This is a genomic window from uncultured Gemella sp. (genome assembly GCF_963515875.1).
GTDB lineage: Bacteria > Bacillota > Bacilli > Staphylococcales > Gemellaceae > Gemella.
This window is the reverse complement of sequence record NZ_CAUPZX010000012.1, coordinates 13,025-38,636: the sequence shown is the minus strand read 5'-3', so window position 1 is coordinate 38,636 and position 25,612 is coordinate 13,025. Positions and strand designations below refer to the sequence as shown.

28 protein-coding genes and 1 other RNA gene are annotated in these 25,612 nt (G+C 28.9%); 4 read left to right on the top strand and 25 right to left on the bottom strand.

Annotated elements, in window-relative coordinates; all coding sequences use genetic code 11:
* Window positions 1-253 precede the first annotated feature (253 nt).
* The 7 genes from RWL85_RS03695 to RWL85_RS03665 all read right to left on the bottom strand — a co-directional run bounded on the left by RWL85_RS03695 (window position 254) and on the right by RWL85_RS03665 (window position 4,956).
* Window positions 254-424: a hypothetical protein gene (locus tag RWL85_RS03695; RefSeq protein ID WP_314085124.1), complete on the bottom strand. Its 171-nt coding sequence runs from the start codon at window positions 422-424 to the stop codon at window positions 254-256.
* 54 nt (window positions 425-478) lie between these two features.
* On the bottom strand, window positions 479-1,159 hold the full coding sequence (locus RWL85_RS03690; RefSeq protein ID WP_314085122.1) for a hypothetical protein: 681 nt from the start codon (window positions 1,157-1,159) through the stop codon (window positions 479-481).
* Window positions 1,160-1,339 (bottom strand): hypothetical protein, encoded by a 180-nt coding sequence (locus RWL85_RS03685; RefSeq protein WP_294683145.1) that lies wholly within the window; start codon window positions 1,337-1,339, stop codon window positions 1,160-1,162.
* Between the two features lie 314 nt (window positions 1,340-1,653).
* Window positions 1,654-3,909 (bottom strand): VapE domain-containing protein, encoded by a 2,256-nt coding sequence (locus RWL85_RS03680; RefSeq protein ID WP_314085120.1) that lies wholly within the window; start codon window positions 3,907-3,909, stop codon window positions 1,654-1,656.
* A 1-nt stretch (window position 3,910) separates the two neighbouring features.
* Window positions 3,911-4,153, bottom strand: a complete 243-nt coding sequence (locus RWL85_RS03675; RefSeq protein ID WP_314085118.1) for a hypothetical protein — start codon at window positions 4,151-4,153, stop codon at window positions 3,911-3,913.
* Window positions 4,154-4,242: 89 nt separating this feature from the next.
* Window positions 4,243-4,488 carry a helix-turn-helix domain-containing protein gene (locus RWL85_RS03670; RefSeq protein ID WP_060914044.1) on the bottom strand — a complete coding sequence of 82 codons (246 nt, stop codon included), beginning with the start codon at window positions 4,486-4,488 and terminating at the stop codon, window positions 4,243-4,245.
* Window positions 4,489-4,746: 258 nt separating this feature from the next.
* Complete coding sequence (locus RWL85_RS03665) at window positions 4,747-4,956, bottom strand: hypothetical protein (protein WP_314085115.1); 210 nt, start codon at window positions 4,954-4,956, stop codon at window positions 4,747-4,749.
* A gap of 178 nt (window positions 4,957-5,134) precedes the next feature.
* On the opposite strand from RWL85_RS03665, the gene RWL85_RS03660 reads away from it, so the two are divergent.
* The 3 genes from RWL85_RS03660 to RWL85_RS03650 all read left to right on the top strand — a co-directional run bounded on the left by RWL85_RS03660 (window position 5,135) and on the right by RWL85_RS03650 (window position 8,627).
* Window positions 5,135-6,019: a helix-turn-helix transcriptional regulator gene (locus RWL85_RS03660; RefSeq protein ID WP_314085113.1), complete on the top strand. Its 885-nt coding sequence runs from the start codon at window positions 5,135-5,137 to the stop codon at window positions 6,017-6,019.
* A gap of 67 nt (window positions 6,020-6,086) precedes the next feature.
* Window positions 6,087-7,133, top strand: coding sequence for an SAP domain-containing protein (locus RWL85_RS03655; protein ID WP_314085111.1), 1,047 nt, complete (start codon window positions 6,087-6,089; stop codon window positions 7,131-7,133).
* Window positions 7,134-7,481: 348 nt separating this feature from the next.
* Window positions 7,482-8,627: a site-specific integrase gene (locus RWL85_RS03650; protein WP_314085109.1), complete on the top strand. Its 1,146-nt coding sequence runs from the start codon at window positions 7,482-7,484 to the stop codon at window positions 8,625-8,627.
* Window positions 8,628-8,703: 76 nt separating this feature from the next.
* Here the strand turns inward: RWL85_RS03650 and rpmG are convergent, their stop codons facing one another.
* Window positions 8,704-8,853 carry a 50S ribosomal protein L33 gene (gene rpmG / locus RWL85_RS03645; protein ID WP_003145675.1) on the bottom strand — a complete coding sequence of 50 codons (150 nt, stop codon included), beginning with the start codon at window positions 8,851-8,853 and terminating at the stop codon, window positions 8,704-8,706.
* 156 nt (window positions 8,854-9,009) lie between these two features.
* Entirely contained in the window at window positions 9,010-9,663 is a 654-nt protein-coding gene (gene fsa, locus RWL85_RS03640; RefSeq protein WP_314085107.1) for a fructose-6-phosphate aldolase, read from the bottom strand.
* Between the two features lie 146 nt (window positions 9,664-9,809).
* Here fsa and RWL85_RS03635 point away from each other — a divergent pair, with 146 nt between their 5' ends.
* Window positions 9,810-10,169 (top strand): hypothetical protein, encoded by a 360-nt coding sequence (locus RWL85_RS03635; protein ID WP_314085105.1) that lies wholly within the window; start codon window positions 9,810-9,812, stop codon window positions 10,167-10,169.
* A gap of 105 nt (window positions 10,170-10,274) precedes the next feature.
* Here RWL85_RS03635 and RWL85_RS03630 read toward each other — a convergent pair whose 3' ends face one another.
* The 16 genes from RWL85_RS03630 to RWL85_RS03555 all read right to left on the bottom strand — a co-directional run bounded on the left by RWL85_RS03630 (window position 10,275) and on the right by RWL85_RS03555 (window position 25,416).
* A complete protein-coding gene (locus tag RWL85_RS03630) occupies window positions 10,275-11,117 on the bottom strand; it encodes a DegV family protein (protein ID WP_314085103.1) in 843 nt (280 codons plus the stop codon).
* 21 nt (window positions 11,118-11,138) lie between these two features.
* Window positions 11,139-11,567: a DUF1836 domain-containing protein gene (locus RWL85_RS03625; RefSeq protein WP_314085101.1), complete on the bottom strand. Its 429-nt coding sequence runs from the start codon at window positions 11,565-11,567 to the stop codon at window positions 11,139-11,141.
* Window positions 11,568-11,815: 248 nt separating this feature from the next.
* The gene (locus RWL85_RS03620; RefSeq protein WP_314085099.1) at window positions 11,816-13,177 is read right to left on the bottom strand and encodes an MATE family efflux transporter; all 1,362 of its coding nucleotides are present in this window, start codon (window positions 13,175-13,177) and stop codon (window positions 11,816-11,818) included.
* A gap of 83 nt (window positions 13,178-13,260) precedes the next feature.
* Window positions 13,261-13,525: signal recognition particle sRNA large type (ffs, locus tag RWL85_RS03615), an RNA gene on the bottom strand.
* 130 nt (window positions 13,526-13,655) lie between these two features.
* A complete protein-coding gene (locus tag RWL85_RS03610) occupies window positions 13,656-13,916 on the bottom strand; it encodes a hypothetical protein (protein ID WP_314085097.1) in 261 nt (86 codons plus the stop codon).
* 51 nt (window positions 13,917-13,967) lie between these two features.
* Window positions 13,968-14,417: a threonine/serine exporter family protein gene (locus RWL85_RS03605; protein WP_314085095.1), complete on the bottom strand. Its 450-nt coding sequence runs from the start codon at window positions 14,415-14,417 to the stop codon at window positions 13,968-13,970.
* Window positions 14,418-14,426: 9 nt separating this feature from the next.
* Window positions 14,427-15,197 carry a threonine/serine exporter family protein gene (locus RWL85_RS03600; RefSeq protein WP_314085093.1) on the bottom strand — a complete coding sequence of 257 codons (771 nt, stop codon included), beginning with the start codon at window positions 15,195-15,197 and terminating at the stop codon, window positions 14,427-14,429.
* Window positions 15,198-15,224: 27 nt separating this feature from the next.
* On the bottom strand, window positions 15,225-15,905 hold the full coding sequence (locus RWL85_RS03595) for a tRNA (adenine(22)-N(1))-methyltransferase TrmK (RefSeq protein WP_314085091.1): 681 nt from the start codon (window positions 15,903-15,905) through the stop codon (window positions 15,225-15,227).
* Window positions 15,906-15,923: 18 nt separating this feature from the next.
* A complete protein-coding gene (locus RWL85_RS03590) occupies window positions 15,924-17,132 on the bottom strand; it encodes a DNA polymerase IV (protein ID WP_314085089.1) in 1,209 nt (402 codons plus the stop codon).
* A gap of 115 nt (window positions 17,133-17,247) precedes the next feature.
* Window positions 17,248-19,107 (bottom strand): ribonuclease J, encoded by a 1,860-nt coding sequence (locus RWL85_RS03585; protein ID WP_314085087.1) that lies wholly within the window; start codon window positions 19,105-19,107, stop codon window positions 17,248-17,250.
* Window positions 19,104-19,877, bottom strand: coding sequence for a ribonuclease HII (locus RWL85_RS03580; RefSeq protein WP_314085085.1), 774 nt, complete (start codon window positions 19,875-19,877; stop codon window positions 19,104-19,106). Before RWL85_RS03580 ends, RWL85_RS03585 begins: the two co-directional genes overlap by 4 nt.
* Entirely contained in the window at window positions 19,867-20,745 is an 879-nt protein-coding gene (gene ylqF, locus RWL85_RS03575; RefSeq protein ID WP_314085083.1) for a ribosome biogenesis GTPase YlqF, read from the bottom strand. The genes RWL85_RS03580 and ylqF overlap by 11 nt, the downstream gene beginning before the upstream one ends.
* 323 nt (window positions 20,746-21,068) lie before the next feature.
* Window positions 21,069-21,731, bottom strand: coding sequence for a methionine ABC transporter permease (locus RWL85_RS03570; protein ID WP_314085082.1), 663 nt, complete (start codon window positions 21,729-21,731; stop codon window positions 21,069-21,071).
* A complete protein-coding gene (locus tag RWL85_RS03565) occupies window positions 21,731-22,744 on the bottom strand; it encodes an ATP-binding cassette domain-containing protein (RefSeq protein WP_314085080.1) in 1,014 nt (337 codons plus the stop codon). Before RWL85_RS03565 ends, RWL85_RS03570 begins: the two co-directional genes overlap by 1 nt.
* A 355-nt stretch (window positions 22,745-23,099) precedes the next feature.
* A complete protein-coding gene (locus RWL85_RS03560; protein WP_314085078.1) occupies window positions 23,100-24,092 on the bottom strand; it encodes a bifunctional oligoribonuclease/PAP phosphatase NrnA in 993 nt (330 codons plus the stop codon).
* A 16-nt stretch (window positions 24,093-24,108) separates the two neighbouring features.
* The gene (locus tag RWL85_RS03555; RefSeq protein WP_314085076.1) at window positions 24,109-25,416 is read right to left on the bottom strand and encodes a DRTGG domain-containing protein; all 1,308 of its coding nucleotides are present in this window, start codon (window positions 25,414-25,416) and stop codon (window positions 24,109-24,111) included.
* Window positions 25,417-25,612 lie beyond the last annotated feature (196 nt).

Genomic DNA, 25,612 nt, shown 5'->3' with positions numbered 1-25,612 from the left:
ATTTGTACATTTTTATTTTGTCAAAACTGTACATTCTTATTTTATCATTCTCATTCTCTTTGTTCGTTCTTTGTTCAACTAAATACTTAATACTTTTTAGGGGTGCCGAAACTGCCGAATAATTTTAATTTTCTCGGAGTTCGCTCGGGGTTCAACCGCTTCTAAGGATAAATAAAAAGACACCTATTAATAGATGTCCTTTCCTCTTTTGGTTCTCAAAAATACCCTTTTTTAATATGTCACCTTTGTCACCTTAATATCTAAAATTATTAAGCTCTTCAAGATTATCATTCCATATTTCGTCAAGCTCTTCAAGGGAACGAGCATATTGTTTATCAAGTTCTTCAAAGTCAATACTTTCATCAATCTCCTTTAGAGTTTCTTCTACATTTATTTCTTTAATCATTTTTTCCAGTTCATCCATGTGTATTTTATCCTTTCTAAATTGTTTAAATTTTATGACTATACAGAAGCGGTATTATAGTTCAATAAAGTATAAATAGCTATTGTGAAAAATTAATATACTGTTAACAGGTTGATTTAATTTATTAGATATTTCTTCCCAACTCTCAAGATATATGTATCTTCTTTTAAAAATATCTTTCGTAAGCTCATCTGTACACTGCATATTATTAATAGCTTCTAGTATGTTCTGTTTCGCTTGTTTGATCTTAATAAGTAGTCTTTTTCTTCTCTCTAACTCTTCTATTTCAGATATTATATTAAGGCTAAAATCGATACTATCTTTAATGCCGTGTACTCTCTCCTTTGAATAGTCAACGGCTTTAATACTATTCTTATACTTTAGCTTTTCTTTAAGAACTTCAATTTTTACATTTATCAATCCTACATCTTCTGTAAGTCGTTTATATAGCTCTAACTTGTATATTTTTACTTCTGTTTCATCCTGTTTCTTTCCTAAAACTCCATTTTCTACAAGTAAATTATACATATTAGCTTTATGCTTTTCTATCCGTTGCCTTTGGCTTTGGCTTTTAATCTCTTTTTCAAATTTAAAATAAATACTTATCGGTTCATCACTATCAGAAGCGGTCAAACTTGATAAGTATTCATCTATCAACTTAATTGCTTCTACTGGTCTGTTCTCATCGTCTATGTACCAGTCTAATCGGTTACTTTCTGAAGCTGTTAACTGCATTTAGATAACCTTACCAATATGTAGAAAGGCTTTCACATAATCATGTGGATATTCAATTTCACAATAATTAATGCTAATTAATATTTCATCGTCTTGTAAATTTTCTACAACGTCCGCAACTTTTATTTGTAAAGTTTCATAATGGCACTTAAAAGGCACAATTCTAGTAATTTTATACATCTTCTTTTCTCCTTATTTAATTTGGTATGGAACAAAGTATAGTTTTAAAATCCTTTTTATCGCTTTTAAAACATTGTTAAATCAACGTTTTAAAGAGTTGGTATAGATGTATGGTTTATTTTAACAAAATAATATATATAACTTATATATGGTAGCTGTAATATATATTTATTATACTCATTATATTTATTATATTTTTTATTAATAATAACTATACTTCTATACCAAACATTAATAAAACATAGATGTATCAAGGTTTTTCATGTGGGAGAGTTTTTTAAAAAATTCCATACTCAACTACACCTAATCTATACTTAAACTTTTAGATCCTTATTTTTTCTTTTAAAGCCATTCACTTTTTTACCGTTTCTATCAATCTTATTTGACTTTTCCCAATTTGGTAAATTGTTCATTACTTTGTTTATATCTTTAGCAAGTTTTGAACCTCCTAAATTCATTTTAAATTCTTCTCCCTCTCCAATTAAATACCCTAACTCATATGAAGTAATGTCTTGTATTTGGGTTTCTTGTGGAATACTTTCATCAACAGTACCAAAATTAACAAATTCATTTACATATTTATAAAATTTAAATCTATTAGCACCATTTTTAAAATACTCTATCCAGTTTTTAGGTACAAGCATTTCTAGAATTATATTTATACGTTCTTCCAATGGGTTATACTCTAAAGCATCGCTAGTTAACTTTCTCATGTGTAGCTTTGTTTCATTTGATATTAATAGAGTTTCTCTATTTTTATACCATTGATAAACTTCGCTCCATAATTGCAATATATAGTCTTCCTCAATGTCAAAAATATTCATCTTTCTATTTTCTTCATCTCCATACATCAACCAATATCTACGATTTCCAGTCCTATCAGTTAAAATTTCTTTATCATTAGTAGTTCCGCAAATAATAAAATGTCGTTCATGAACTCTAGCTTTTTTATCGTATTTACCTCTATAAGTATCACTTGTTTCACTTAACCACGCTTTAAAGGTATCAATATCAGTTTTTTTCATTGTAGCTAATTCTGTAAAATCAACAATCCAAGCTAACTCTATTTTTATAAGTGTTTCTAGTGATAATCTTTCTGTTTCTGATACGTAAAAATTCAATGCTAACTTTTTAAATGTTGTACTTTTACTTAAACCCTGGTCTCCGTGTATTATTAACATTTCATCGAATTTAGTTCCAGGCTCAAATAATCTATATATGCCAGCTAATAGCCATTTTCTAGTACATTCACGATTATAAACATTGTCTTCAACTCCTAATACATCTATAAAAAAGCTTTCTGCTCTAGGTATTCCGTCCCACTCTTCAGAAAGTATTTTACTTTTTATAGGGTGATATCTAAACTTATCACTAGCACAAGTAACTGCTGTATCTATATCACCATTTTTAGCTTTAATTTTAAATCTTTTTTCTATATCCATTCTTATTAAGTTCCTTTCGCGTTCTTCATAGTTTGTTGTTTCACCTTGTTTATTTACTATCTCTATCGCATGTGTTAGTTCATTATATGAAACTGGTACAATTGATAAGATAATCTTTTCAAGGTTCACTAGGGTCTGAATAACCTTTCCATTTTCATTGGTTGAAATTTTCATTTTTTCTTGAGTAACTGCATTAGTTACCTGTATGCCTTGTTGAGTTTTTTCAAACTTACTTTTAAAAGTATAATCATTCTTAAAATACTCTATACTGCCGTTGGCTCGCTTTATTTCTCCGTTAAGTTCTTTAACGTTGTTTTCTTTCCACTCTTCATTACCTAATGCCAACATCTCTATACATACAATGGCTGTATCGTATTCTATTTCACCAGTAACCACGCTTTTAGCTATTACAGTTAAACAGGATAAGTAATTATTATTTCTCTCTAGTAGATTATTTTTCTCATTATCTATATACTTTTCCATTATAGAAATAGCTTGATCATGTGGTATTTTCTTTATAGGTTCATTAGAATACGTGGCAATAACTTTCTTTTCTTCTTTAACCGCTTCTTGTACTGGATATGCTTCACCCTCCAACTGTTTAATACTTACTGTTTCTTTCCCTTCAACTTCAATAGGTAACCCTTGAGGTTGAGACCATGCATAACTTTTAGTATCATAATTTACACCTACTAGAGCCATAACATGCTGTATAGTTGGTTTGTATTCATCTTCCAGTATTTCCCTATTAGGTTCTAATACAAGCCTTAAACGTGGGTTATTTGGCTCATGTGAGATAGTTGAGTATAAATAGTATTTATAGCTAGCTAATTTCTCTTGAATGATGTTTTGTACCTCTTGAGAGTTTAATCCTGTTTTCTCTATATCGATTACTATTAAATCTCTTGAGTTTACGTTGCTATCATTCCTTGTATAGCTACCGTCTTCATTAGGTGTAATATCTCCACTTAAAAACTGTAAAGATTTATCTGATTTATACTTTTCTAAGTCTTCATTTTCACTTACAACATCCAACGGTGTATTTGCTAAGACTTCTAAAGGTGTATTAAAACTATGTTTAATCAACTTTAACTTACTGGTATTTAAACCAATTTGTCTATATATCAAATTACATCACCTCATTTTGTTCTAAACTATGAATTAAATCGTCAACATCTTCAAAGAATACTTCTTCAAGTACTGGTATCATTTCACTAATAGAGGTTACAAAGTCCTCTTTAAACTGTTCTAATATCTCAACATCTTTAGGTACTTGTTCAGCATAATTATTTAATACACTAAGGTTTATAACTGCACCTCTTACTTTGCTTTCAATCTCTTTTAGTTTTTTAATTTGGTCTACTGTTTCCATTATTGCCAATCTCCAATCTTTTATTTTTAGAAGCGGTACTATAACCGCCTTTATTAATTTCTTTTACATGTGCTAGATACTCAATATTTTTAAATAGTATTTTCTCTTAAAAACTTGTTTACTTGGCTTTCAAGATAAATATACTGCCTACCAACTTTAGTTGGTCTTAAACCGCGTCTATTTAGGTCTGATAGTGTTTCTAAGCCTATCCCTAAAGTTTCACATAGTTCTTTTTGGTTATAGCGTTTATCTTGCTTTATTTCATCCTGTAAGATGTCTTTAACTATCTCACGAACCGCCTTAATTACTTCTTGTTCAAATTCTGTACTAAACATATAATCACGCTCCTTTAATAAATGCTGTCCATTAGCATTGTTAGTATATAGATAAATGCTGTTATGAATGGTATAAACACCACTGCACAACAAAAAGTATTAATGTATAGATCTTTGTTTTCCATTTTGTTAAATCCTCTCTTATGATATAATGTAAGAAAGTATTTTTGTTAAATACTTGTCTTTAAACCTTTTAAGTATTGTAGTTGGCAGCTAGGTACTTGAAAGGTTTTTTGAGTATTTTTTTCTACTTTATTTTTAAAAAAATAAACTATCAATTGTTTCATCTGGAAAATATTCCTTGAAAAATTCTAATAGCGTTACTTTTTCTTTGTCAGTAAATGCTACTACTCTCCTTTCTTTACGCCCATATACTACATGATTAATATTAAGCAACTCACTCATTTCTTTTTGAGTTTTACCTATTGCGTATCTATACTCACGTATTTTACTTATTTTAGGTTTCATTTTCAAAACTCCTTCCTTTATTATTTTGAGTATTTTTTTCTACTCGGTAATTAGATATTACCATGACAAAATAAAATAGTCAATACTTTTTGAGTATTTTTTTCTACTTTTTTGTTTCTTTTTTTACTTGTATAGTGTATAATGTAAATATAAATTTGATTTAGAGGACAGATATTATATGAAAATTAATATTAATAAAAAAGCTGTTGGCTCTAGAATAAAGCAAATAAGGACTAACAAAGGATATACTTTAGAAAGTTTTGGTAAGCTATTCGGAGCTAGTAAAAGTAATGTTCAAAAATGGGAAACAGGTTTTACACTTCCTAACAAAGAAAGATTAGCAAGCATATCTAAAATTGCGGATTTAACCGTTAATGAATTAATGTACGGTTCTATTGATGAATTCTTAGAAAACAATTTAGAAAATTTTATATTTAACAATCCTATTATTTCAAGTGAATTACTTTGCTTTAATTTTTTTGAGATTACTAAAAAATACCTTGAAAGTAAATCAAAAACGATTAATGATATATCTGATATCATTAACCTACTTGAAAAAGACTTTGACAAAATACTAGATTATGCACTAGATGACTATGTACAATCTAATTTGTTTTTACTAGATAAATATAAGCAATTAGTTTTAAATATTTTAGATGATGAAACTGCATTGAAACATGCTATTTATGATATTAGCAAAGGTGATACAAGAAAATTACATATGTATCATAATTTATTATTAGATGAAACTATACCATATACTTTTGCTGAATTACCAAAAGAATTCAATTATTATAGAGTGTTATTAAGTATTTTAAAAGGTGATGATATTAGCAATAAATACCAAATTCTCCCTTTTTTCACTGACTTAATAGACACTATAAAATACCGATTAAGATTAACTTACAGTAATGATAAAATGTATCAAGAAATACAGGATACTATTGAAAAGGTATTAGAGAATAATGGTGTATTTGAAATACCTTATAAAGAAGCGGTAATAAATAACTTAACTACTGCAATTATAGACAAAGTAATAGAAATGACTGAAGCTAACAATTAATAGTTAGAAGTTTCCCTTATTACTTAAATAAGATATTTCTTAAAACAAAAGAAAGGAACTAACTACTATGAAAGATATAATCGGAACTGATGTTCTTATATTACATTATATTAATAAAAATAGCCGCGCTTCTGAACTTAACCAAAACTTTTGGCAAGAAAAATACTATAACGATAATGAAAAATCATTACAAAGACTTTTAGAGTGTGGATATATTGATTATAGAGAAGATTGCTTCACTTCGTTAAATAAATTAAAGGTAGAGGAACTAAAAAATATACTTCAATTGGAAGATTTAAAGACTGTTGGGAAAAAAGCAGAATTAATAGAACGTATAATAAATACCGCTTCTTTAAGTAATTACCAAGAATACATAAAAAAAGAACGTGTTATCACTGCTAAAGGTTCTGAAATAGTAAATAGTACTGATTTTGTATATTTGTTACATGATTATAATATAGGTTATCCATGTGACGTATATAACTGTTACTTATCAAATAAAGAACTAAATAAGGTGGATTTAGTTATAAAATTTATTGAAAGTAAATGTACTTTTGAAAAAGAAATACACGAATATTCTAACCACTCATTTCTATATAGTCAACTAGCAGAAATACTAATAAAATATAACGCTAAAGATAAAGCTTTATATTATCTATTAAAAGCTTGTTTTGAATATCTTTCTAGTTATACATTAGATTACTCAACCGATACACTAAAGAGGTTTAAAGAATATGTGAAAAGAATAGATTTTTATACTAATAAAATGAAAATTCTATTAGAAGCTAACTTTGATTTAAAAAATAATTTAACTGCATACTACCTAGAGTTAACAAACCTATATACATTACACTATTTCACTGATGAAGAAATAGAAAGCCTTATTACTGCTTTTGCCTTAAAAAATTCTTATGGGGTTGATAGTATCATAAATAGAATTTATAAGAGGAATAAAGAACAAGGTAAAATAAAAAATCCTTATGAAGAGTTAGACAAAAATTTAGAATTATACAGACAAAAAAAAGAAGAAAAATTATTATTAGAGAATAAAAATAAAGAAAAGAAAAAAGGTTTCTTTAATTCTTTAATGAATTTCATTTTAAAAGAAAAGTGATTAATCTATATTAAGCTAAAGTAGGAATTTAAAAAACACCAGTAAAATAAATTACCAGTGCTTTTAGGATCTAATAAAAATGAAAAAATTATATAAAATGATTTAATACATAGTTTCTTTATTAAAGAATATATACCTATTATACCATACAAACGTTGTTATATCAAGGTTTCCGCTTCTTACTTAAAATCACAAGCCGTTTAAACCGCTTCTAAGCGTTCTAGTTATTAAAAGGTGTAATTACATTACCTAACCTTTAAAAGTCTCACCACGTTTATTATACAGGGTGTTTTAACTAATCATTTATTAATTTCTTTTACATGTGCTAGATAGAAAGGAAACTGAAAAATGATTAAAGAATATATAAATAAACGTGACAATAAAAAATATTACATGGTAAAACTTTATCTAGGTATAGACAATAAAGGACGACGAAAAGAAACTACTAGACGTGGTTTTAAAACTAAAAAAGAAGCTCAACTATGCGAAGCTAAGATTAAAACTGAAATAGCTAATAATGGTTTATTAAATACAGATGTTACAACATTTAAAGAAATATATGAATTATGGTACGAGGGTTACCAACATACCATTAAGGAAAGTACTTTACTAGTCAATCAACACATCTTTAATTTACTACTTGATAAATTAGAAAATATGCAACTAAAAAAAATTACGTTGCCTTTTTGTCAAAAAGTAATAAACGATTATAGCAAACAATTCTCCCTTGCTGTTCTAAAAAAAATAAAAATCTATGGTAGCATGATTTTAGATTATGCTGTTAAGATGAAAGTTATCTACAGTAACCCTATGAAAGATGTTTTGTTACCTAAGAAAGATGATGATATTACTTCAGATGATAAGGATAAATATTACTCTAAAGAAGAGTTAAAACAATTCCTTACTTTAGTTGACAATGAGAACGATATAAAACTAACTGCAATGTTTAGGGTTTTAGCTTTTACAGGTATTCGTAAAGGTGAGTTACAGGCTCTTGAATGGTCTGATATTGACTTCACCAACAATACAATTAATATAAATAAGACGTTAGCATTGAATACAGAAAAAAAGGTAGTTGTTCAAACTCCTAAAAGTAAAAGTAGTGTAAGAAATATTAGTATTGATGAACAAACCGCCAATATTTTAAAACGTTGGAAATTAAACCAAAAGAAAAGGTTTTTAATGGTTGGTACAAAAGTAAAGAAACAACAACCTTGTTTTACTGATGAGGTTACAAACTCTTATTTATACCTAAATTTCATGAATGCTAATTTAAAACGTATCTGTAAAAAGCACGAGTTTAAAGAAATTAAAGTACATGGTTTCAGACACACACATTGTAGCTTACTTTTTGAAAGTGGTATTACCATTCAAGAGGTACAAGAAAGATTAGGTCACTCTGACTTAAAAACAACAATGAGTATTTATGCTCACGTAACAGAAAAACAAAAAGAAGAAGTTGGGAAAAAATTCGCAAGATACGTAAATTTTTAATGTGTGGGTCAAGTGTGGGTCAAATGTCAAAACAAAAAGCCTTAAACGTTGATACTTTAAGGCTTCTCTAACTTTATTATTTAGTTTCTCTGTGTAAAGTCACTTTTTTTAATCTTGGACAGTATTTTTTAAGTTCAATACGGTCTGGATTATTTCTTTTGTTCTTTTTAGTAATGTAGTTTCTATCACCACATTCTGTACAAGCTAATGTTACATTTACGCGCATTAATATAACCTCCTATAAAATTTAATCTTAACAACTTTTTCATACAACAAAATATATTATAACATTACTTTATAAATATTTCTAGTATAAAATACAATTTTTTAAAAATTTTTTTAAAAGAGATATATTTTTATGAATATTAAACTATTTTACTACTTACTCACCAAATACTTTATAATAATCTTGCTTAAATTTTTCAATGCCTATGTCTGTTAAAGGATGTTTAACCATTTGCTTAATTACACTATAAGGAACTGTAGCAATATCACATCCTAATTTAGCACATTCTGTAACATGAATTGGATTTCTTACACTCGCTGCAATAATTTGCGTATCAATATCATTATTGGCAAAAATCTCAACTATTTCTTCTATTAACAACAATCCATTACTCGCAACATCATCTAGTCTTCCTAAAAATGGAGATACATATGTTGCTCCTGCTCTTGCAGCTAGTAATGCTTGAGTAGGACTAAAAATAAGGGTAACATTAGTTTTTATTCCCTCTTTTTTCAGCACACTAACAGCTTTCAAACCATCCTCAGTCATAGGTATTTTCACTACCATATTAGGATGAATTTTTGCAATTTCTCTTGCTTCATCTACCATGTCTTTCCAATCAGTAGTAGTTGCTTTTACTTCCCCACTAATAGGACCATTAACTATTGCTGTAATTTCTTTAATTACTTCTGTAAAATCTCTTCCTTCTTTTGCAATTAACGATGGATTTGTAGTAACTCCGCAAATTACACCTAAATCATTAGCACTTCTAATATCTTCTACATTTGCTGTATCGATAAAAAATTTCATTATTATGTTCCCCTCTCGTTTATTATTACATTTATAATATCACACTTTGGAAGTGATTTCAATTCAACAGCGTATCACTTACATATTTGTTTATTGTTTTTTAACTCAATATATGATAGAATAACACTATAATTAGGAGGCGAATGATGAAGAAATTTTTAGAAAAAGTACCATATTTAATTTTTTCTTTCTTTTTATTTATAATACTCCCTCTGTGTTCTTATTTTATATCAAATAGATCAGGTATGATAATATTACTTTTAATTATTTTATACCCAGTTATTAGTTTTCTAATCTCATTTTTATATGCATATAACAAAGAAGACTTTAGCTATATTTTCTCATTTATTATAGGGATTTTTTATACAATATCTTGTTTAATCATATTAAACTTTGATATTCTTATATATGGTTTAGGATATATATTCTTCAGCCTTTGTGGTCAAGGGACTGGTTTTTTAATTGGGAAGTTTCGAAAACATAAAAAAAGAGCTAAACAGAGTTAGTTAAATTTTAAAAAGAGAAGGAGTTTTTACATAATGTAAATAACTTCTTCTCTTTTATTATCTCTAAATACTATATTTTCATATGATACTATTAAGATTTATTTCCTATATTTCGTATCCTAAAAGCATTCCACCTTCTTCTCCATAAAAACTACAGATACCAGAAGTAGGAACGATAATAAATTCTATATTTGAGAACTTTTCTCTTAATTTATCTTGAATTTTTTTGCAAATATCTTCATTGTTTCTATGAGTAACAACAACTCTTCCACCTTTATATCCTGCTTTTATCATTTCGTCTACTACTGAAGAAACAGCCTTTTTCTCTCCTCTGACTTTATGCAGTAAATGTAAAGTTCCTTCATTACTTGCTTCACCAACCATGCGCATATTTAATAATCCTACAACAGTAGCCGCAAGTTTGTTTAATCGACCATTTTTCACCAAATTATCAACTTTTTCCAATACAAAAATAAGTTTAGAATTTTCTTGATATTTCTTCATTTCAGAAACTACTTCATCAAAAGACAATCCTTCTTTTATTAGCTCATTTATCTTAAGAAGGTATAAATCATTTTCTCCACCAGCAGAAAGAGTATCAATGATATGAATATTAACATCTTTATTTTCTTCTTTTAGCATCTTTTCACCAATAACAGCACTATTATAACTTCCAGACATTGCTCCTGTTAATGTAAGTACTATAACATTTTTCGCTCCTCTATAAGCGGCTAAATATGCCTCTGGACTAGGACAAGCTGATCTTGCTGGTTCTGAACTAGCATACATTTCTTCCATCATTTTATCAATATCTAAATCTAGTGTATCAACAAAAACTTTGTCTTCAATTTGCAGTGAAAATGGAACCCTCTCATAAATAACATTTTCTGCCTTGTTAGGAATTTCTCTAAAATCGCAAGCAGTATCAACTACAATTTTCCACTCCATAATATACCTCCAAGTATTATTTTAAATTATTTTTTCTACTAAATCATGTGTCTTTTTATATAATCTAACCGTATCACAAGCTGAAACTATTACTTCTGGCAATCCTTCTCTTTTTTCTTCGTTCATACACATTACAAAATTATTATACATTGTTTCAGAACTTTCTTCGATAGTCAAACCATTAATTGTTTTACTAATTTCTTGAATTGAAAAAACATTTTTTAAACATGTAATAACTATCAATCTTGCTAACTGTCTTCTATTATACTTTTTCTTAATAGGTTTCTCTAAATGACCATTTTTAACATAATTATTAATCATTGCCGAGGTCAGTCCTTTGTCATCATCTACGATTGAACAGTTATCTAATTGATTAACATATAATAAAACCTGATCTAGATAAAGATCAATATTAGGTAATTCTGACCATTTTGGATATACTTTGTTCAAATACATACCTCCCTATAATCTAGTTTTAATAACCATATTATATAGTCTTTTAAAAAAACAGTCAAGTTATTATACAACTAAAAAAGGAGAAGTTCGACAAAATCAATTTTGTCAAACCACCCCCACAAAGTTTATTATGCACCTAAAAAGCCTCTACAAAGCGAATCTAGATATCAATAAATCACTGCATCAATGATTTATTATATAATTTTTTAAAATTTAGAACTTTTGATCCAGCAGTATATTTATTAATTAGCTAATTTTATTTTCTTCTTAATTTCTCTTCTCATAAATAGATAATAGAATAATACACCTAAGGCATAAACGGCAAGTCCAATTATCCAACCTATCCATAATCCTTCTATGCCAATTCCCATTTTAAAAACAAAATAATATGCACAAGGAATTCCAACTAGATAATAACCAACAAACATAACTACACATATTGGTACTACTTTTTTGTATCCTCGTAATACTCCTGCCAATGCTGATGCGAATGAATCACACATCGCAAAGCCGATTACAAATAATAACAATTCAGATGTTAAAGTAATTACACCAGTATCATTACTATATAAATAAGGGATTTTAGTATTAAATAACCAGACGATTAGTCCAGCTACTGTAGATAATATCATTCCCATTATTACTGTTAATTTTGTATACTCAGTTGCCAATTTATAATTTTTAGCTCCTACATGAAAAGCTACTATAATTGTTGCAGTATTTGCAACACTAACTGGCAGTGTATATAAAAAACCAGCGAAGTTTAATGAAGCTTGGTGAGAAGCAATGACTGTCGTATCAAAACGTGATACCATTAAAGATAATGTAGAAAAGACAACTGTTTCTAAAGCTGTAGCTATAGCTATAGGAATTCCTAATTTAAATATCTCTCCCCATTTTTCAAATTTAACTTTTTCTTTTTCAAATATTTTATACTTATTAATTTTAGAATTTGTTAGTACTATAAATAATGCAATAAAAAATAATACTGTATACGTTACCGAAATAGCAATTGCATTTCCTGCTCCACCAAGTTCAGGCATACCAAATTTACCAAAAATGAAACTATATGCAAAAAATATATTTACAGGTACTGATATAATCATCATTATCATAGATAATCTGGTTAATCCTAAACTATCTATAAATGAACGCAAAACTACATATAAGAAGATTGAAAGTACTCCAAAACTTTCATAAAACAGATATTTTTTTGTTATTTCTGCTATGCTACTATCCATACCTAATCGATCAACAATCGGTGTAGCTAACGTATTTAATCCAACAACTAGAATTATACTTATTATTACAGCTATATATAGAAACTGTCTAACAATTGTAGGAATATCTTCTTCTTTATTTTTTCCTATTAATTGTGAAACTATTGGAATTAATGCTAAAACAATCGCATTTAAAGTATACATAATTGGATTCCAAATATTAACCCCCATACTGACACCTGCTAAATCTGTAGGACTATAATGTCCTGCCATAAACGTTCCAATCATTCCTGATGAGTACGAAATTACTTGATAAACCAAAACAGGCACCAATAGATTAATAAATATACCTGCACGTTCAGAAAAGTTTTTTCCCTGATACATACGTTCTCTCCTTTATATATTTTTCTTTTTCACATAAAAAAAATCCAAAAGCTTATTACTTTTAGATATCATCGATTTATACTATATGCAACCGAGACTTGAATAGATTAAAAAACCGTTAGTCTAATCGCCAACTCAACCTCAACAAAAACTCACACCCACAATAAACTTACTTAATGCTGCTTCCTTCCGGACCTGACATGGTTCATAAGTATTGCGTCGTAAGGTGCCTTAGTCTCAACATTACGTGTTAAACTCGACATTCCCTATTCTACCCGCATCTCGGTATTCGGTCTTGCTAAAGCGGATTGCAAGTACAGGGCACCGCTAACTCCCCACCTAGCATTTTTTTATTATATCAAATTTATATATAAAAATCAAGAAATAAATAATATTTCAAGATTAAGCACGAAATTGCTTATCCTTAGATACTATCAAAATATCATTTCATTAATAATATTTTGATATTTATTATTGTTTATTTTTTAATATTAGTTAACTCGTCAATTTCTAATATACATTCACTTTCGCTAATAACTAAACAAGGTATACCGATTTTCATATTGCCTCTTATTCCTTCAAATTGTGAATATGTATCTCTAACATATAAGAATTCTTTAAAATTCCTCAACGAAGACATAACCTCTACTTCTTTATATGTTATTTCTAATTCTGACAACTTTTCTTTAAATGGTGCTGTATCCGGACAACTTTCTGCAAAGTATAGTATATATTCCATAATACACCTTACCTCCTTTTATAAGTTTCTAATACCTCTATTATATCACTTTTATCTCTTTCTTTGAATTTTTACCCTTTGAATTGATGCTGAAAATACAGACGCCAATAATATCCCCATTGCAATTGCACCAGCTTGAAGAATCGTCTCTATTCCCACTTTAGAAGCTACTCCATAATTTTTAGTTACAATATTTTGCATAGTATTATACATTCCATACCCAGGAACTAAAGGAACCATTCCAGTATAAATGAATATCGTAGCAGGCAATTTTAACAATCTAGATGCATTAGTAGATAGCACCCCTACACAAACTGCCCCCAGAAAACTACTTACTACAACGTCTACTAATAGCAAATTAGTCACTACATGCACTAACCAACCGATGGCACCAATTAACCCACAAGTAAATATAGACTTCTTAGGTGCATTAAAGAAAATACCAAAAGATGCACTAACCACAAAGCCAGCTATAAATTGTATAAAAATATTATTCTCCATAGTTTCTCCTTACACTAATTTTAATCCCATAACAACACCAAGAGCAATAGCCGTTGACACAAAAATTGCTGCTTGAATACCTATCATACCTGAAAGATAATCTCCAGCCATAAAGTCACGAACCGCATTTGTAACCTGAACTCCAGGAACTAGCGGCATTAAACTTACGATTATTATACTAAATGGGTTATAAATGAATAAAACTTTACTCGCAACCATTACTAGTAATGTTGTAATAAATGCACCTAGGAAATTACTAACGAAAGCTGTTACTTTATACTTTGCTGTGAAATTTATAAAAATAGCTTGTACTGCCATTATTAAAATAGCATATAAAGAATCCTTAAAAGTCCCACCGAACATTATAGCAAAAAATGGTGCTGACATCATTAAAGCAGATATCACAATATAGGCTGGGTATCTTTTTTTAGCTTTAATTTCTCTCATTTTTTTAAATGCATAATCTAATGTGCAACCACCCATTACCATTTTCCTTGAAATATCATTCAAAAGTGCAATTTTTTCTAAATCACGATCTCCTAAGACAACCCTACGCATCGCTGTATATGTATTATCATTGTATATAAAAGATACAATAACAAAGTTATACGTAACTAAACTATTGGCTGCCTTAATGTTATCAAATGATTTATAAATTCTATTCACTGTATCTTCGACTCTATAAACCTCTGCACCATAAGATAACATACTCTTAGCTATCTTCACACTAAAATTTAATAACTTTTTAGCTTCTCTTTCATCCTGTAAAGATTGTAACATCCCTTCCCCTCCTTCTAAATCAAAATATTAAGAAATAACTTCTAATATTTTTGCATATCTACTTTTAAATTCAGCAACCTTATTCTCTTGAACTTCATTTGCTTTTTCTAATTGATTTAAGATATATTCAATCTTTGATAGTTCTTGTTTTTGTTTTTTTATAAACAATTCATTTTTTTCTTTCATCAAATACTTTCCAAAATTAATTTCATCCTCTGATAAACTCATCTCACCTGATTTTGCAACGATGATTTCATAAATATGTCCATCTTCTTCAATAATGTTCTCTGCTATTATTTTGTATCCTAATTGTTGTAATTTTTCTCTAACAAAGTTCTCTCCGACATTAGGTTGCAGCACTAAATTTGGTTTATTTGCTAGTTTCTCTTTCCCTTTTTCTAGTATATCTGCAATTAACTTTCCACCCATACCACAAATTGTAATCACTTCAATATTATCTGATAATTCTATAGCATCTAGCCCTGCTGCCTTGCGACACTCTATAGTACCGACTAAGTTTTCTTCTATAACATTTTTTATCGATACTTTATGCGGTCCTTCAACTATCTCTCCAGCGACTGCATAATCAATTTTATCCTTTTTAGCTAAATAAATAGGTAAATATGCATGATCACTACCAATATCTGCTAGTCTTCTATTTTCTACATACTCAGCCACTAATTGTAATCTTTTATTAATTGCTACCATCTTATCTCCTTCTTTATTTTAGTCTAAAAAATCTTTACTAAAACTTGTCGTAATTACTGTCTTCCCTCTGTTATCAAAACTCTCAAAATCAGTTATAATATTATCCCCAAATTCAGCTTTTAATTTTTTAGAAAGTTTTCTAAATTTCTCTTCTTCTTTATAATCTTTTTTATCAAAAATATCAAGTTGAACTTTTAATTCTTTAGACTTTTTAATATCATTCAATGATACTCCTAAAAGTCTAACTCCTTGACTGAAATCATAATGTTCAATCAAAAGCTCCCATGCATAATTAAAAATATTATTCGCACTAGAAATAAATTCTGGAATCTTCTTAGATCTAGTAATTGTTTTAAAATCACTAAACCTAACCATTATCGAGACATTATTTCCTACAAAGTTACGAGATTGAACTCTCGAACTCACCTTCTCACTCAATTTTTTAATTTCTTTTAAGATATCGTCTTCATCAATTAAATCACTAGAAAATGTTTTTGAGTTTCCAATAGATTTTCTATCAACTGTATATTTCAGCTCATTATTTCCTTCTCCATTAGCTTTATTCTTAAGTCTTAAACCTTGAACACCTAATAGGCTATGAAGAATTACCTCATTGGCTTCTGCAATATCACCAATTGTATTTATCCCTATTTTTTTCAATTTTTTAGTAGAAGCTTTCCCACAACCATGCATCTCTCCTATATCCAAACCCCAAAGAATATCTTTATAATTTTTTTTATTTATAATAGAAAAACCAAGTGGTTTTTTTAAATTAGATCCCATTTTGGCAAAAAATTTATTAAAAGAGACACCTACTGAAGAAGGCATACCTAATTGCTTATAAATCCTTCTTTGTATAGTAGCTATGACTTTTATAGGTTCTGAAAAATCAGTCAAATCTATATATGCTTCATCAACAGAAACTATCTCAATTTTATCCGTATATTCTCGTACTAAATCAAAAATCAACTTAGACTCTTGTTGATATTTAGGCATATCAGGACGAAGAATTTTTATATTAGGACAAATTTTCCTAGCATCACCTACGCGCATCGTTGTTTTTATCCCTAATTTTCTAGCCTCATAATTAGAAGTTACTATTATACCATGTCTCGTTTTCACTTCTCCTGCTATTGCTAAAGGTTTACCTTTTAATTCAGGGTTATATTTTTCTTCTACGCTAGCGTAAAAACAATTCATATCGATATGAGCAATAACTTTTGACATTCTTTCACCCCTTTAAAATAGACTAAAAACGGGAACAATAAGGAGTAATTCAAAACTGATTTATTGACAAATCTTCTGAGTTACCCCCTATTTCGTTTCCCGTTATATTTCATTACTAAATTAATGAAAAGTTAATTATTATTATTGGTTTTCTCTTAGTATTATCATAAAGTAAGCTTGAAAGCATACTTCTAATCTCAGCTTTTACGGCAGCACACTCTCTAATACTCTTAATTGGGTTGTTTTCTAAATACTCAATTACTTTTTCTTCCGCTTCTTTAATTAGTTCCATGCTCTTCTTAACATAGACAAAACCTTTAGTTTGAATAACCGGTCTTCCTACTAGAGTTTTCTCTTTCTTACTAATTGCATATGAAGCGACGAAGATTCCATCATTTGATAATAGTTTTCTATCTTTTAATACACTATCTTCTACATCCCCAATACCACGTCCATCAACTAGTACATTTCCAATTGGTACGTTATTTTGTAATGTTTTAGATTTATTACCACTTAACTCTAGAGTAGTTCCTTTTGATAAAATATGAATATTCTCAGCAACTACCCCAGTCTCTGCTGCGATTTCAGCATGTTTACGAAGATTTCTAAATTCTCCTTGTACTGGAATAAAGTGTTTCGGCATAAGCATATTTAACATCATTTTCAATTCTTCTTTTGTTGCATGGCTAGCAGCGTGAAGACGTTTAGAAGCTGTCACTACATTCGCCCCAAGTTTAACTAATAAGTTAAGAGTTTGGAATAACATCACTTCCATATTTGGTGAAGGTGTAGCTGCAATCATAATAGTGTCTCCAGATTCGATTTGAATACCTTCTATTTTCTTCTCAGCAATATTTTTCATAGCTTCTATCGGTTCACCTTGATCACCTGAAGAAAGAATACACACTTCATTTTGTGGATAGTTTTTTAACTCTTCAATAGAAATCAAATTACTATCTTCAATTTGTAAATAATTCATATTTCTAGCAGTATTAATAGAGGCTTTAATAGCTTGACCTAAAAGTAAAATCTTTCTATTCTGTACTAATGCAGCTCTTACTATATGAGAAATTGTTAAAAAGTTAGACGCATAACACGTAACTATAATACGTTTATTAGCTTGATAAAATGCATTATCGATTTGTTCTGCCGCTTCATTCTCAGGAACATTATAACCTTTAACATTGGCATTACTTGAATCACTTAGTAAAGCAAGAACACCTTTTTGACCTAATGTACTGATTTTTACGATATCAGACTTATATTCTTTACTTACTGATTGATCAAATTTAAACTCACCAGTATATACAATATTTCCTTGACTTGTTTCAATACAAATACCTAAAGAGTCTGGCATTGAGTATGTAGTTTTAAAGAATGTTACACTTGCATTGTTGAAATCATATTTATTATTATCTTTTACATAATAAAACTTAATTCTTCTTTTAATACCTAGTTGTTTAAGATGATTTTTTAATAAATCAATAGTTAATTTAGAACCATAAACTGGACATTTTAATTTATCTATAATATATGGCACAGCTCCCATTGAACTCACATGTCCATTAGATAAAAATATACCTTTAATTTTTTGTCTATTACGTACTAAATAACTAATATCAGGTATAACTGCATCGATACCAATCATCTCTGTTTCAGGGAACATTAACCCTGCATCAAGAACATAAATCTCGTCCCCAATTTCAACCATGTACATGTTTTTTGCTACTTCTTCTACTCCTCCTAATGGAGTTATACGAATCTTAGCTAACTTTTTAGATTTATTTTGTTGAATTTTAGCTTTATTTGTATTATTTATATTCTTAACTACTTGTTTTTTATTTCTTTGTTCTTTTGCTACAACTTTATTTGTATTTATAGATTTATTATTACTTTTCTTACTTAGCTGAGCATTATTTTTTTTATTATTTTTTTGTATATTTCTAGCAATACTTATTCCATTATTATTACTCATTTTTTTCCTCCTTGTATCATTGATTTTATTGGCTCAAAATCTCTTCTATGAATCGGTGTAACACCATGTTCTTTTAAACCGTCTAAATGTTTTTTTGTTCCATATCCAGCATTATTTTCAAAATCATAATACGGATATTTTTTTGCATATTCTTTCATTAAATTATCTCGATAAACTTTAGCAACTACTGAAGCTGCTGCAATAGAAACACTTTTTTCATCACCTTTTACCATACTAAAATTTGGTATCGAATAATTCTCAAATGGCATAGCATCTATAAGCAAGAAATCTGGCTTAACATCTAACTTTTCTACTGCCCTTTGCATTGCAATACGAGCCGCATTATAAATATTGTATTTTTCTATTTCAATATTATCAACTTCACAAACTGCATATGCTACCGCTTCTTTTTTTATCAATTCATATAATTCTTCACGTTTTTTCTCTAATAATTTTTTTGAATCATTTAATCCTTCGAAATAGCTATCTTGTTTTAAAATTACCGCTGCTGCAACTACTGGTCCTGCAAGTGGTCCTCTTCCTACCTCATCTATTCCGCAAATATACTTACACCCATTATTATAACATTTATTTTCATAAAATGATTTTTTTTCATACTCTTTTTTATAAAAAAGTTTTTTTTCTTGTTTTTTAGTATAACTTACAAGTAATTTCTGAACTCCACTTCTTTCATCTTTTTTTAATTCAGTTAATATTTCTTCGGAAATATATTCCTGGTTCAAGAGTTCTTTTACCTCACTAATTTTCATCTTGTTCCTCTTTTTTCAATAAATCACTATAATTATCTAATGTAATAAGTCCAAACTTTTGTGTTCTAAAATCTTGAATCAGCAACTTAATTGTCGAATCGTAATCATAGTCACCACCAATTTTTTTAAATCTCTTTTCGGCCACTTTTTCCATAATAGTTACATTTTCATCATCACTAGTAACATTTATTTTATAAAGATTATTTAAATTCTCTAAATAACTTTGTTTTAACAACTCTATTAAATATAAACTTACATCATCAAGCGGTGTAATATCATCCTTTATAGAACCAATTAGGCTTAATTTTTTCCCAATCTCTTGATTATCAAACTTAGGCATAAGAATACCCGGTGTATCTAATAATTCTATGTCTTTATTTAACTTCAACCATTGTTGTTTTTTAGTAACCCCCGGCTTATTAGCTGTATTAGCGACATTTTTCTTAATGAGTTTATTGATAAATGTTGATTTCCCAACGTTAGGCACTCCGATTACCATAGATCTAATCGCTCTTGGTTTTATTCCTTTAGCTACTTGACGTGCTATTTTTTCTGCAAGTTCTTCTTTAGCTTTATCAATAACTTTATTCAAATTATTACTATTTTTTGCATCAGTATAAACTACTGTATACCCTTTACTTTCAAAATAACTTTTCCACTTAGCCGTCTCAGCTCTATCACACAAATCAATTTTATTAAATATAATTATTTTTTTCTTATCTTTTACCACTTCATCTAAATACATATTATGTGAAGAAAGTGGGCAACGTGCATCTACTAATTCAAAAACTATATCTACTAGTTTTAACTTTTCTTTAACTTCTCTTGTTGCCTTAGCCATATGGCCTGGAAACCATTGAATAACCATAAGTCCAACTCCTTATCTTCTTATTTTTTAAATTTCTTTATTTTAAACAGTCTTTACTATTTTACCACATTTTGAAATATTTTTAACCTATTTTGTTATCATTTATTCGTAAAACATTAATAGTTTAAAATTTTTAGCCAGTGTTACACAGTAAGTTTTAAATTTTAAATAAGATTATATACAATCTATCTGGAGGTGACTCTACAATATCAATATCTCTGAGGTCACTTCTTTAAGTCACTTCCTTTCATTCAACTACTTTAAAAAAGCTCTGTTCTTAACAAAAAAGAACAAGATAGCTTTTCCTACCTTGTTCTTTAATATTATCTCTTATCAACTTTTTTAACAATCGTATCACCAAGTATTTGAATAGCAAATACAATGATTAATATTAACACTGTCGCTACGAATGTTAAAGTACTGTTATTACGTTGGAATCCATCTAAATAAGCCAAGTTACCAAGTCCTCCTGCACCGATAACACCTGCCATAGCTGTTGAACCAACTAAAGCAATTGCTGTAACAGTTAATCCCGATATAATCGCAGGTAAACTCTCTGGAATTAAAACTTTTGTAATAATAGTAGTATTTTTAGCTCCCATTGCACGAGCAGCTTCGATTACCCCTTTATCTACTTCACGCAGACCAATTTCTACTAAACGAGCGTAGAATGGTGCAGCAGAAATAATAAGCGCAGGAATCGCTGCTTGAACTCCGATAATTGTACCTACTAAAGCCTTTGTAAATGGAATTAATAATACAATTAAGATGATAAACGGAATTGCACGAAATATATTAACTATTGCAGTAACAACAGCGTAAAAACCACGTCCAAAAGTACTCTTACTATTAGATGTTAAATATAATAATAACCCTAAAAATAATCCTACTAAAAACACCGCAATCAATGACTCAAAAGTCATAATAAGTGTTTCAATTGTTTTATCTTGTACTTTAATCCAATTAACTCTTGAAAAATCAAACATTATAACACCTCCGTTAAGATACCTAGTTCATTCAGTCTAGATATTGCTTTATCAGTATTTTCTTTAGACCCAATTAATTGGACAAATAACGTACCAATATTTGCATTTGCCGTTTTATCAATATGTCCATTAATTATATTAAAATCAAAATCTATTTCACGTACTAATGTACTAAGTATTGGCTTTTTCGATGTATTATTATCAAATGTGAATTTAATAATAACTCCATCAGTAAATACTTTTTTCCACTCTTCAATATTTTCTCTTTCTTCAAACTCTGATGCGAATGATGTTTGTGATAAGAATTTTTTCGTAACTTCTTGTGTTGGATGATAGAAAACTTCAGAAACCAATCCATCCTCAGCGATTGTTCCACCATCTATAACAGCTACTTTTGTACAAATTGTCTTAATAACATTCATTTCATGCGTAATTAAAACAACTGTAATATTTGTTTTGTTATGGATTTCCTTTATTAAATTTAATACCTCAGCTGTTGTTTCTGGATCAAGAGCACTCGTTGCTTCATCACAAAGTAAAATTGAAGGATTACCCGCTAGTGCACGTGCAATACCAACTCTTTGTTTTTGCCCACCAGAAAGTTGAGACGGATAAGCATTTAGTCTATCTTCTAAACCTACTAATTTAGCAAGTTCTTCTACTCTTTCTTTAATTTCAGCTTTTGATTTCCCAAGAATTTCTAACGGAAATGCAATATTCTCAGCAACTGTTCTGCTCCATAATAAATTAAAGTGTTGGAAAATCATTCCAATTCTTTGACGTTTTAAACGACGTTGTTCTTCAGTTATTTTATTAAAGTCATCACCCTCAATTATTACCTCTCCATCTGTTGCAACCTCAAGTCCGTTTAACAGCCTTACTAACGTACTTTTCCCAGCTCCAGAATAACCGATAATTCCGTAAATATCACCTTTTTCAACTTTTAAATTAATATCTTTTAGAGCATGAACTTTATTATTATATATCTTATTAACTTTTTTTAATTCAATCATGTCTGTCTCCTTTCTCTTTTTGAAAATAAAAAACACCCTTACTCTGAAATCCAGAATAAGGGCGTTATACGCGGTACCACCTTATATTTTACTTATTACAACTACTAACATAGTCTATCCTATAACGTGGACCACCGAACAAAGTTTACAAATTATGTTTACCTTATTAACCACTCGAACCATCTTCATAAATTTCATAATATACCTTTTCAGCTCACGGTACTCTCTTAAAAAATTCCATTTATTACTTATACGAGTATTGGTTTCTATTTATTTCTAACTAGTATAACACTATATTTTTCTTGTGTCAAGCGGATTTTTTGAAAACACCCTGAAAAAATCTGAAAATATCATTTTAGTTTTCGATTTTAATCTCATTCTCTCTTAAATATTCAGCTACTACATTAGCCATATCATCTAGTAAATCATCAAGTTCTTCCCAATTTTTCACTGTTGCTCCACTCGCCAATGGATGACCTCCACCAGCATATTTTTCAGCAAGAGTATTGATTACAGGACCTTTAGAACGTATACGCACACGAACCTTGTTACCTTCATCAATAGCAAAACACCACGCGTATAAATCTTTCAGACTTCTAAGCAAGTTAACTCCTGTAGATACTTCTCCTGGATCAACTCCATATTTATCCATATCTTCCTTAGTAATTTTAAGATATGCGACTCCATCTTGATAAACATCATATTTTTCAAAAATAAATGCTCTAAAACGCATAATATTTTCACTAATTATCTCCATCTTATCTAATAGCGCACTCATATTAAAATCATATTTTATTAGTTCCGAAGCTACTCTTAATGTATCATTAGAAGTATTTGGGAATAAAAATCTCCCTGTGTCTCCTACGATACCAAGATACAATAATTTAGCTGCTTCATCATTTAACTTTATATCATAATTTCTATTTAAATACTCATAAAAATTATATATTAATTCACTGCAAGATGAAACTTCTGTATTCACTAAATTTATACTTCCATAATTATCTAATGGTGGATGATGATCTATTTTTATAAGAAAGTTGTTTTTTGTAAATAGTTTCCCATCTATTCTTGGAAAGTTAGCTGTATCAGTAACTATAACTAAAGTATCCTTATAATCATCTTCTGTTACTTCTGAATTTTTAAATAAGAAATCTAATGATGGAGAATCTTTACCTACAGTAATTACTTTTTTCTCGGGAAAATTTTCCTTAATAAGTTGATACATAGCACCTTGCGATCCATAAGCATCTGGATCTGGTCTTTCATGTCTATGTATAATAATACTATCATTTTCCTTTATCTTTTGAAAAATTTCCTCATATAAGTTTTCGTAGTTTGTACTCATTTAATTTCTTCTTTCTTTAATTTCTTTGGAATACTTGGCAAGTTACCATAGCTTTTGCGACTAACTCTGTCTTATCATATACTTCTACATCGAACTTAGCTGTTTTACGTCCAATATCTAAAATATTGACTTTTGTAGTAATTGTTCTATCTAAAGGAACAGACTTCAAGAAATAAAGTGTAGTATTTTGCATCAGGACTTCACTTCTATTGTAATTGTAGCTAGTTATATGAATAGATTCATCTATTATACTTAATAATGCTGAGCTTGAAAATGTCCCAAACTGATCTAACATTTGAGGAATAACCTTAACCTGTAATCCATCAGCTCTTGGAACTATTCCTTTTCTCATTATTTCATCAAATGTATCATTATTGTGTCCTTCTTGGAATCTATTATTCGTTAACAATGAATTAATAACGAGTTTTCTAGTTACTATTCCTAACAATGTATTTTTAGAATCTATTACAGGCATTAATTCATACCCTTCAGACAACATCGTATTAGCTACTGATGATATTGGAGTATCTAAAGTAGTAGTAGCAACTTTTCTTTCCATTACTTCTTTTATTAATGCATCTTTATCCTGTAAAAATACATCACGTGCTGTTATTATACCTACTAGTTTTCCATACTCATTAACTACAGGATACCTAGTATGTCCGACTTCTAACTGAAGATCATACCAATCTTTTACAGTATTATTCAAATTAATTGTATATAAACTTTCAACTTTTATATAAATACTTTCAACTGTTATAATATCCCTTTTAATAATTTGGTCATTTGTTACACGATTAATTAAATGTGTAACTGAGAAAGTATCATGTGGAGTTATAATCAATGGTAAATTCTTACTATCAGCTAAAGCTTTAATAGAATCATTTGGAACATAACCTCCAGTCACTAAAATAGCACATTCTTTTTCTAATGACATCTCAATAATTTTCGGACGGTTACCTATTATTAGCAGTGTACCTTTTCTAATATGTTGACCAACTTGCTCTGAATCCATCGCCCCGATTGCAAAGTCCTGAACAATTTCATGAACTCCTCCACGACCAGCAATTAATTGTCCGCTTACTATATTTACGATCTCAGAATACGATAATTTCTCAACATTATCTCTTTCTTTTTTCTGAATTCTAACTGTTCCAACACGCTCTATAGATGAAACAAACCCTCGATTCTCTGATTCTTTAATAGCTCGATATGCAGTTCCTTCACTAACTTTTAACTCTTTAGCAACTTGTCTAACTGATATTTTACTTCCAATAGGTAAGCTCTTTATATATTCTAATATTTTTTGGTGCTTTGATTTCATAATATTTCCTCCTTATATTTTTATTATAATACAAACATTTTATTTATAACACATTCTTTACATATGTAATTATATACTTTTTACTTAACTATTTCAAGATAAAAAAAGATGAATGATAAGTTATTTTACTTACCTTCCATCTTTTTCCTATATAATTTTAATAGCTATGTAATAAAATAAAGTTTTTTTAACTAAT

Coding starts and splice junctions, on each gene's coding strand:
- RWL85_RS03685 (WP_294683145.1), bottom strand. CDS start 1,339: ATGTATAAAATTACTAGAATTGTGCCTTTTAAGTGCCATTATGAAACT.
- RWL85_RS03670 (WP_060914044.1), bottom strand. CDS start 4,488: ATGTTTAGTACAGAATTTGAACAAGAAGTAATTAAGGCGGTTCGTGAG.
- RWL85_RS03605 (WP_314085095.1), bottom strand. CDS start 14,417: ATGGAGAATAATATTTTTATACAATTTATAGCTGGCTTTGTGGTTAGT.
- RWL85_RS03580 (WP_314085085.1), bottom strand. CDS start 19,877: ATGAAAATTAGTGAGGTAAAAGAACTCTTGAACCAGGAATATATTTCC.
- RWL85_RS03665 (WP_314085115.1), bottom strand. CDS start 4,956: ATGAAACCTAAAATAAGTAAAATACGTGAGTATAGATACGCAATAGGT.
- RWL85_RS03570 (WP_314085082.1), bottom strand. CDS start 21,731: ATGTTTGATTTTTCAAGAGTTAATTGGATTAAAGTACAAGATAAAACA.
- RWL85_RS03585 (WP_314085087.1), bottom strand. CDS start 19,107: ATGAGTAATAATAATGGAATAAGTATTGCTAGAAATATACAAAAAAAT.
- RWL85_RS03660 (WP_314085113.1), top strand. CDS start 5,135: ATGAAAATTAATATTAATAAAAAAGCTGTTGGCTCTAGAATAAAGCAA.
- fsa (WP_314085107.1), bottom strand. CDS start 9,663: ATGAAATTTTTTATCGATACAGCAAATGTAGAAGATATTAGAAGTGCT.
- RWL85_RS03630 (WP_314085103.1), bottom strand. CDS start 11,117: ATGGAGTGGAAAATTGTAGTTGATACTGCTTGCGATTTTAGAGAAATT.
- RWL85_RS03690 (WP_314085122.1), bottom strand. CDS start 1,159: ATGCAGTTAACAGCTTCAGAAAGTAACCGATTAGACTGGTACATAGAC.
- RWL85_RS03675 (WP_314085118.1), bottom strand. CDS start 4,153: ATGGAAACAGTAGACCAAATTAAAAAACTAAAAGAGATTGAAAGCAAA.
- RWL85_RS03565 (WP_314085080.1), bottom strand. CDS start 22,744: ATGATTGAATTAAAAAAAGTTAATAAGATATATAATAATAAAGTTCAT.
- RWL85_RS03590 (WP_314085089.1), bottom strand. CDS start 17,132: ATGTCAAAAGTTATTGCTCATATCGATATGAATTGTTTTTACGCTAGC.
- RWL85_RS03655 (WP_314085111.1), top strand. CDS start 6,087: ATGAAAGATATAATCGGAACTGATGTTCTTATATTACATTATATTAAT.
- rpmG (WP_003145675.1), bottom strand. CDS start 8,853: ATGCGCGTAAATGTAACATTAGCTTGTACAGAATGTGGTGATAGAAAC.
- RWL85_RS03650 (WP_314085109.1), top strand. CDS start 7,482: ATGATTAAAGAATATATAAATAAACGTGACAATAAAAAATATTACATG.
- RWL85_RS03635 (WP_314085105.1), top strand. CDS start 9,810: ATGAAGAAATTTTTAGAAAAAGTACCATATTTAATTTTTTCTTTCTTT.
- ylqF (WP_314085083.1), bottom strand. CDS start 20,745: ATGGTTATTCAATGGTTTCCAGGCCATATGGCTAAGGCAACAAGAGAA.
- RWL85_RS03595 (WP_314085091.1), bottom strand. CDS start 15,905: ATGGTAGCAATTAATAAAAGATTACAATTAGTGGCTGAGTATGTAGAA.
- RWL85_RS03600 (WP_314085093.1), bottom strand. CDS start 15,197: ATGTTACAATCTTTACAGGATGAAAGAGAAGCTAAAAAGTTATTAAAT.
- RWL85_RS03555 (WP_314085076.1), bottom strand. CDS start 25,416: ATGAAATCAAAGCACCAAAAAATATTAGAATATATAAAGAGCTTACCT.
- RWL85_RS03560 (WP_314085078.1), bottom strand. CDS start 24,092: ATGAGTACAAACTACGAAAACTTATATGAGGAAATTTTTCAAAAGATA.
- RWL85_RS03620 (WP_314085099.1), bottom strand. CDS start 13,177: ATGTATCAGGGAAAAAACTTTTCTGAACGTGCAGGTATATTTATTAAT.
- RWL85_RS03610 (WP_314085097.1), bottom strand. CDS start 13,916: ATGGAATATATACTATACTTTGCAGAAAGTTGTCCGGATACAGCACCA.
- RWL85_RS03695 (WP_314085124.1), bottom strand. CDS start 424: ATGGATGAACTGGAAAAAATGATTAAAGAAATAAATGTAGAAGAAACT.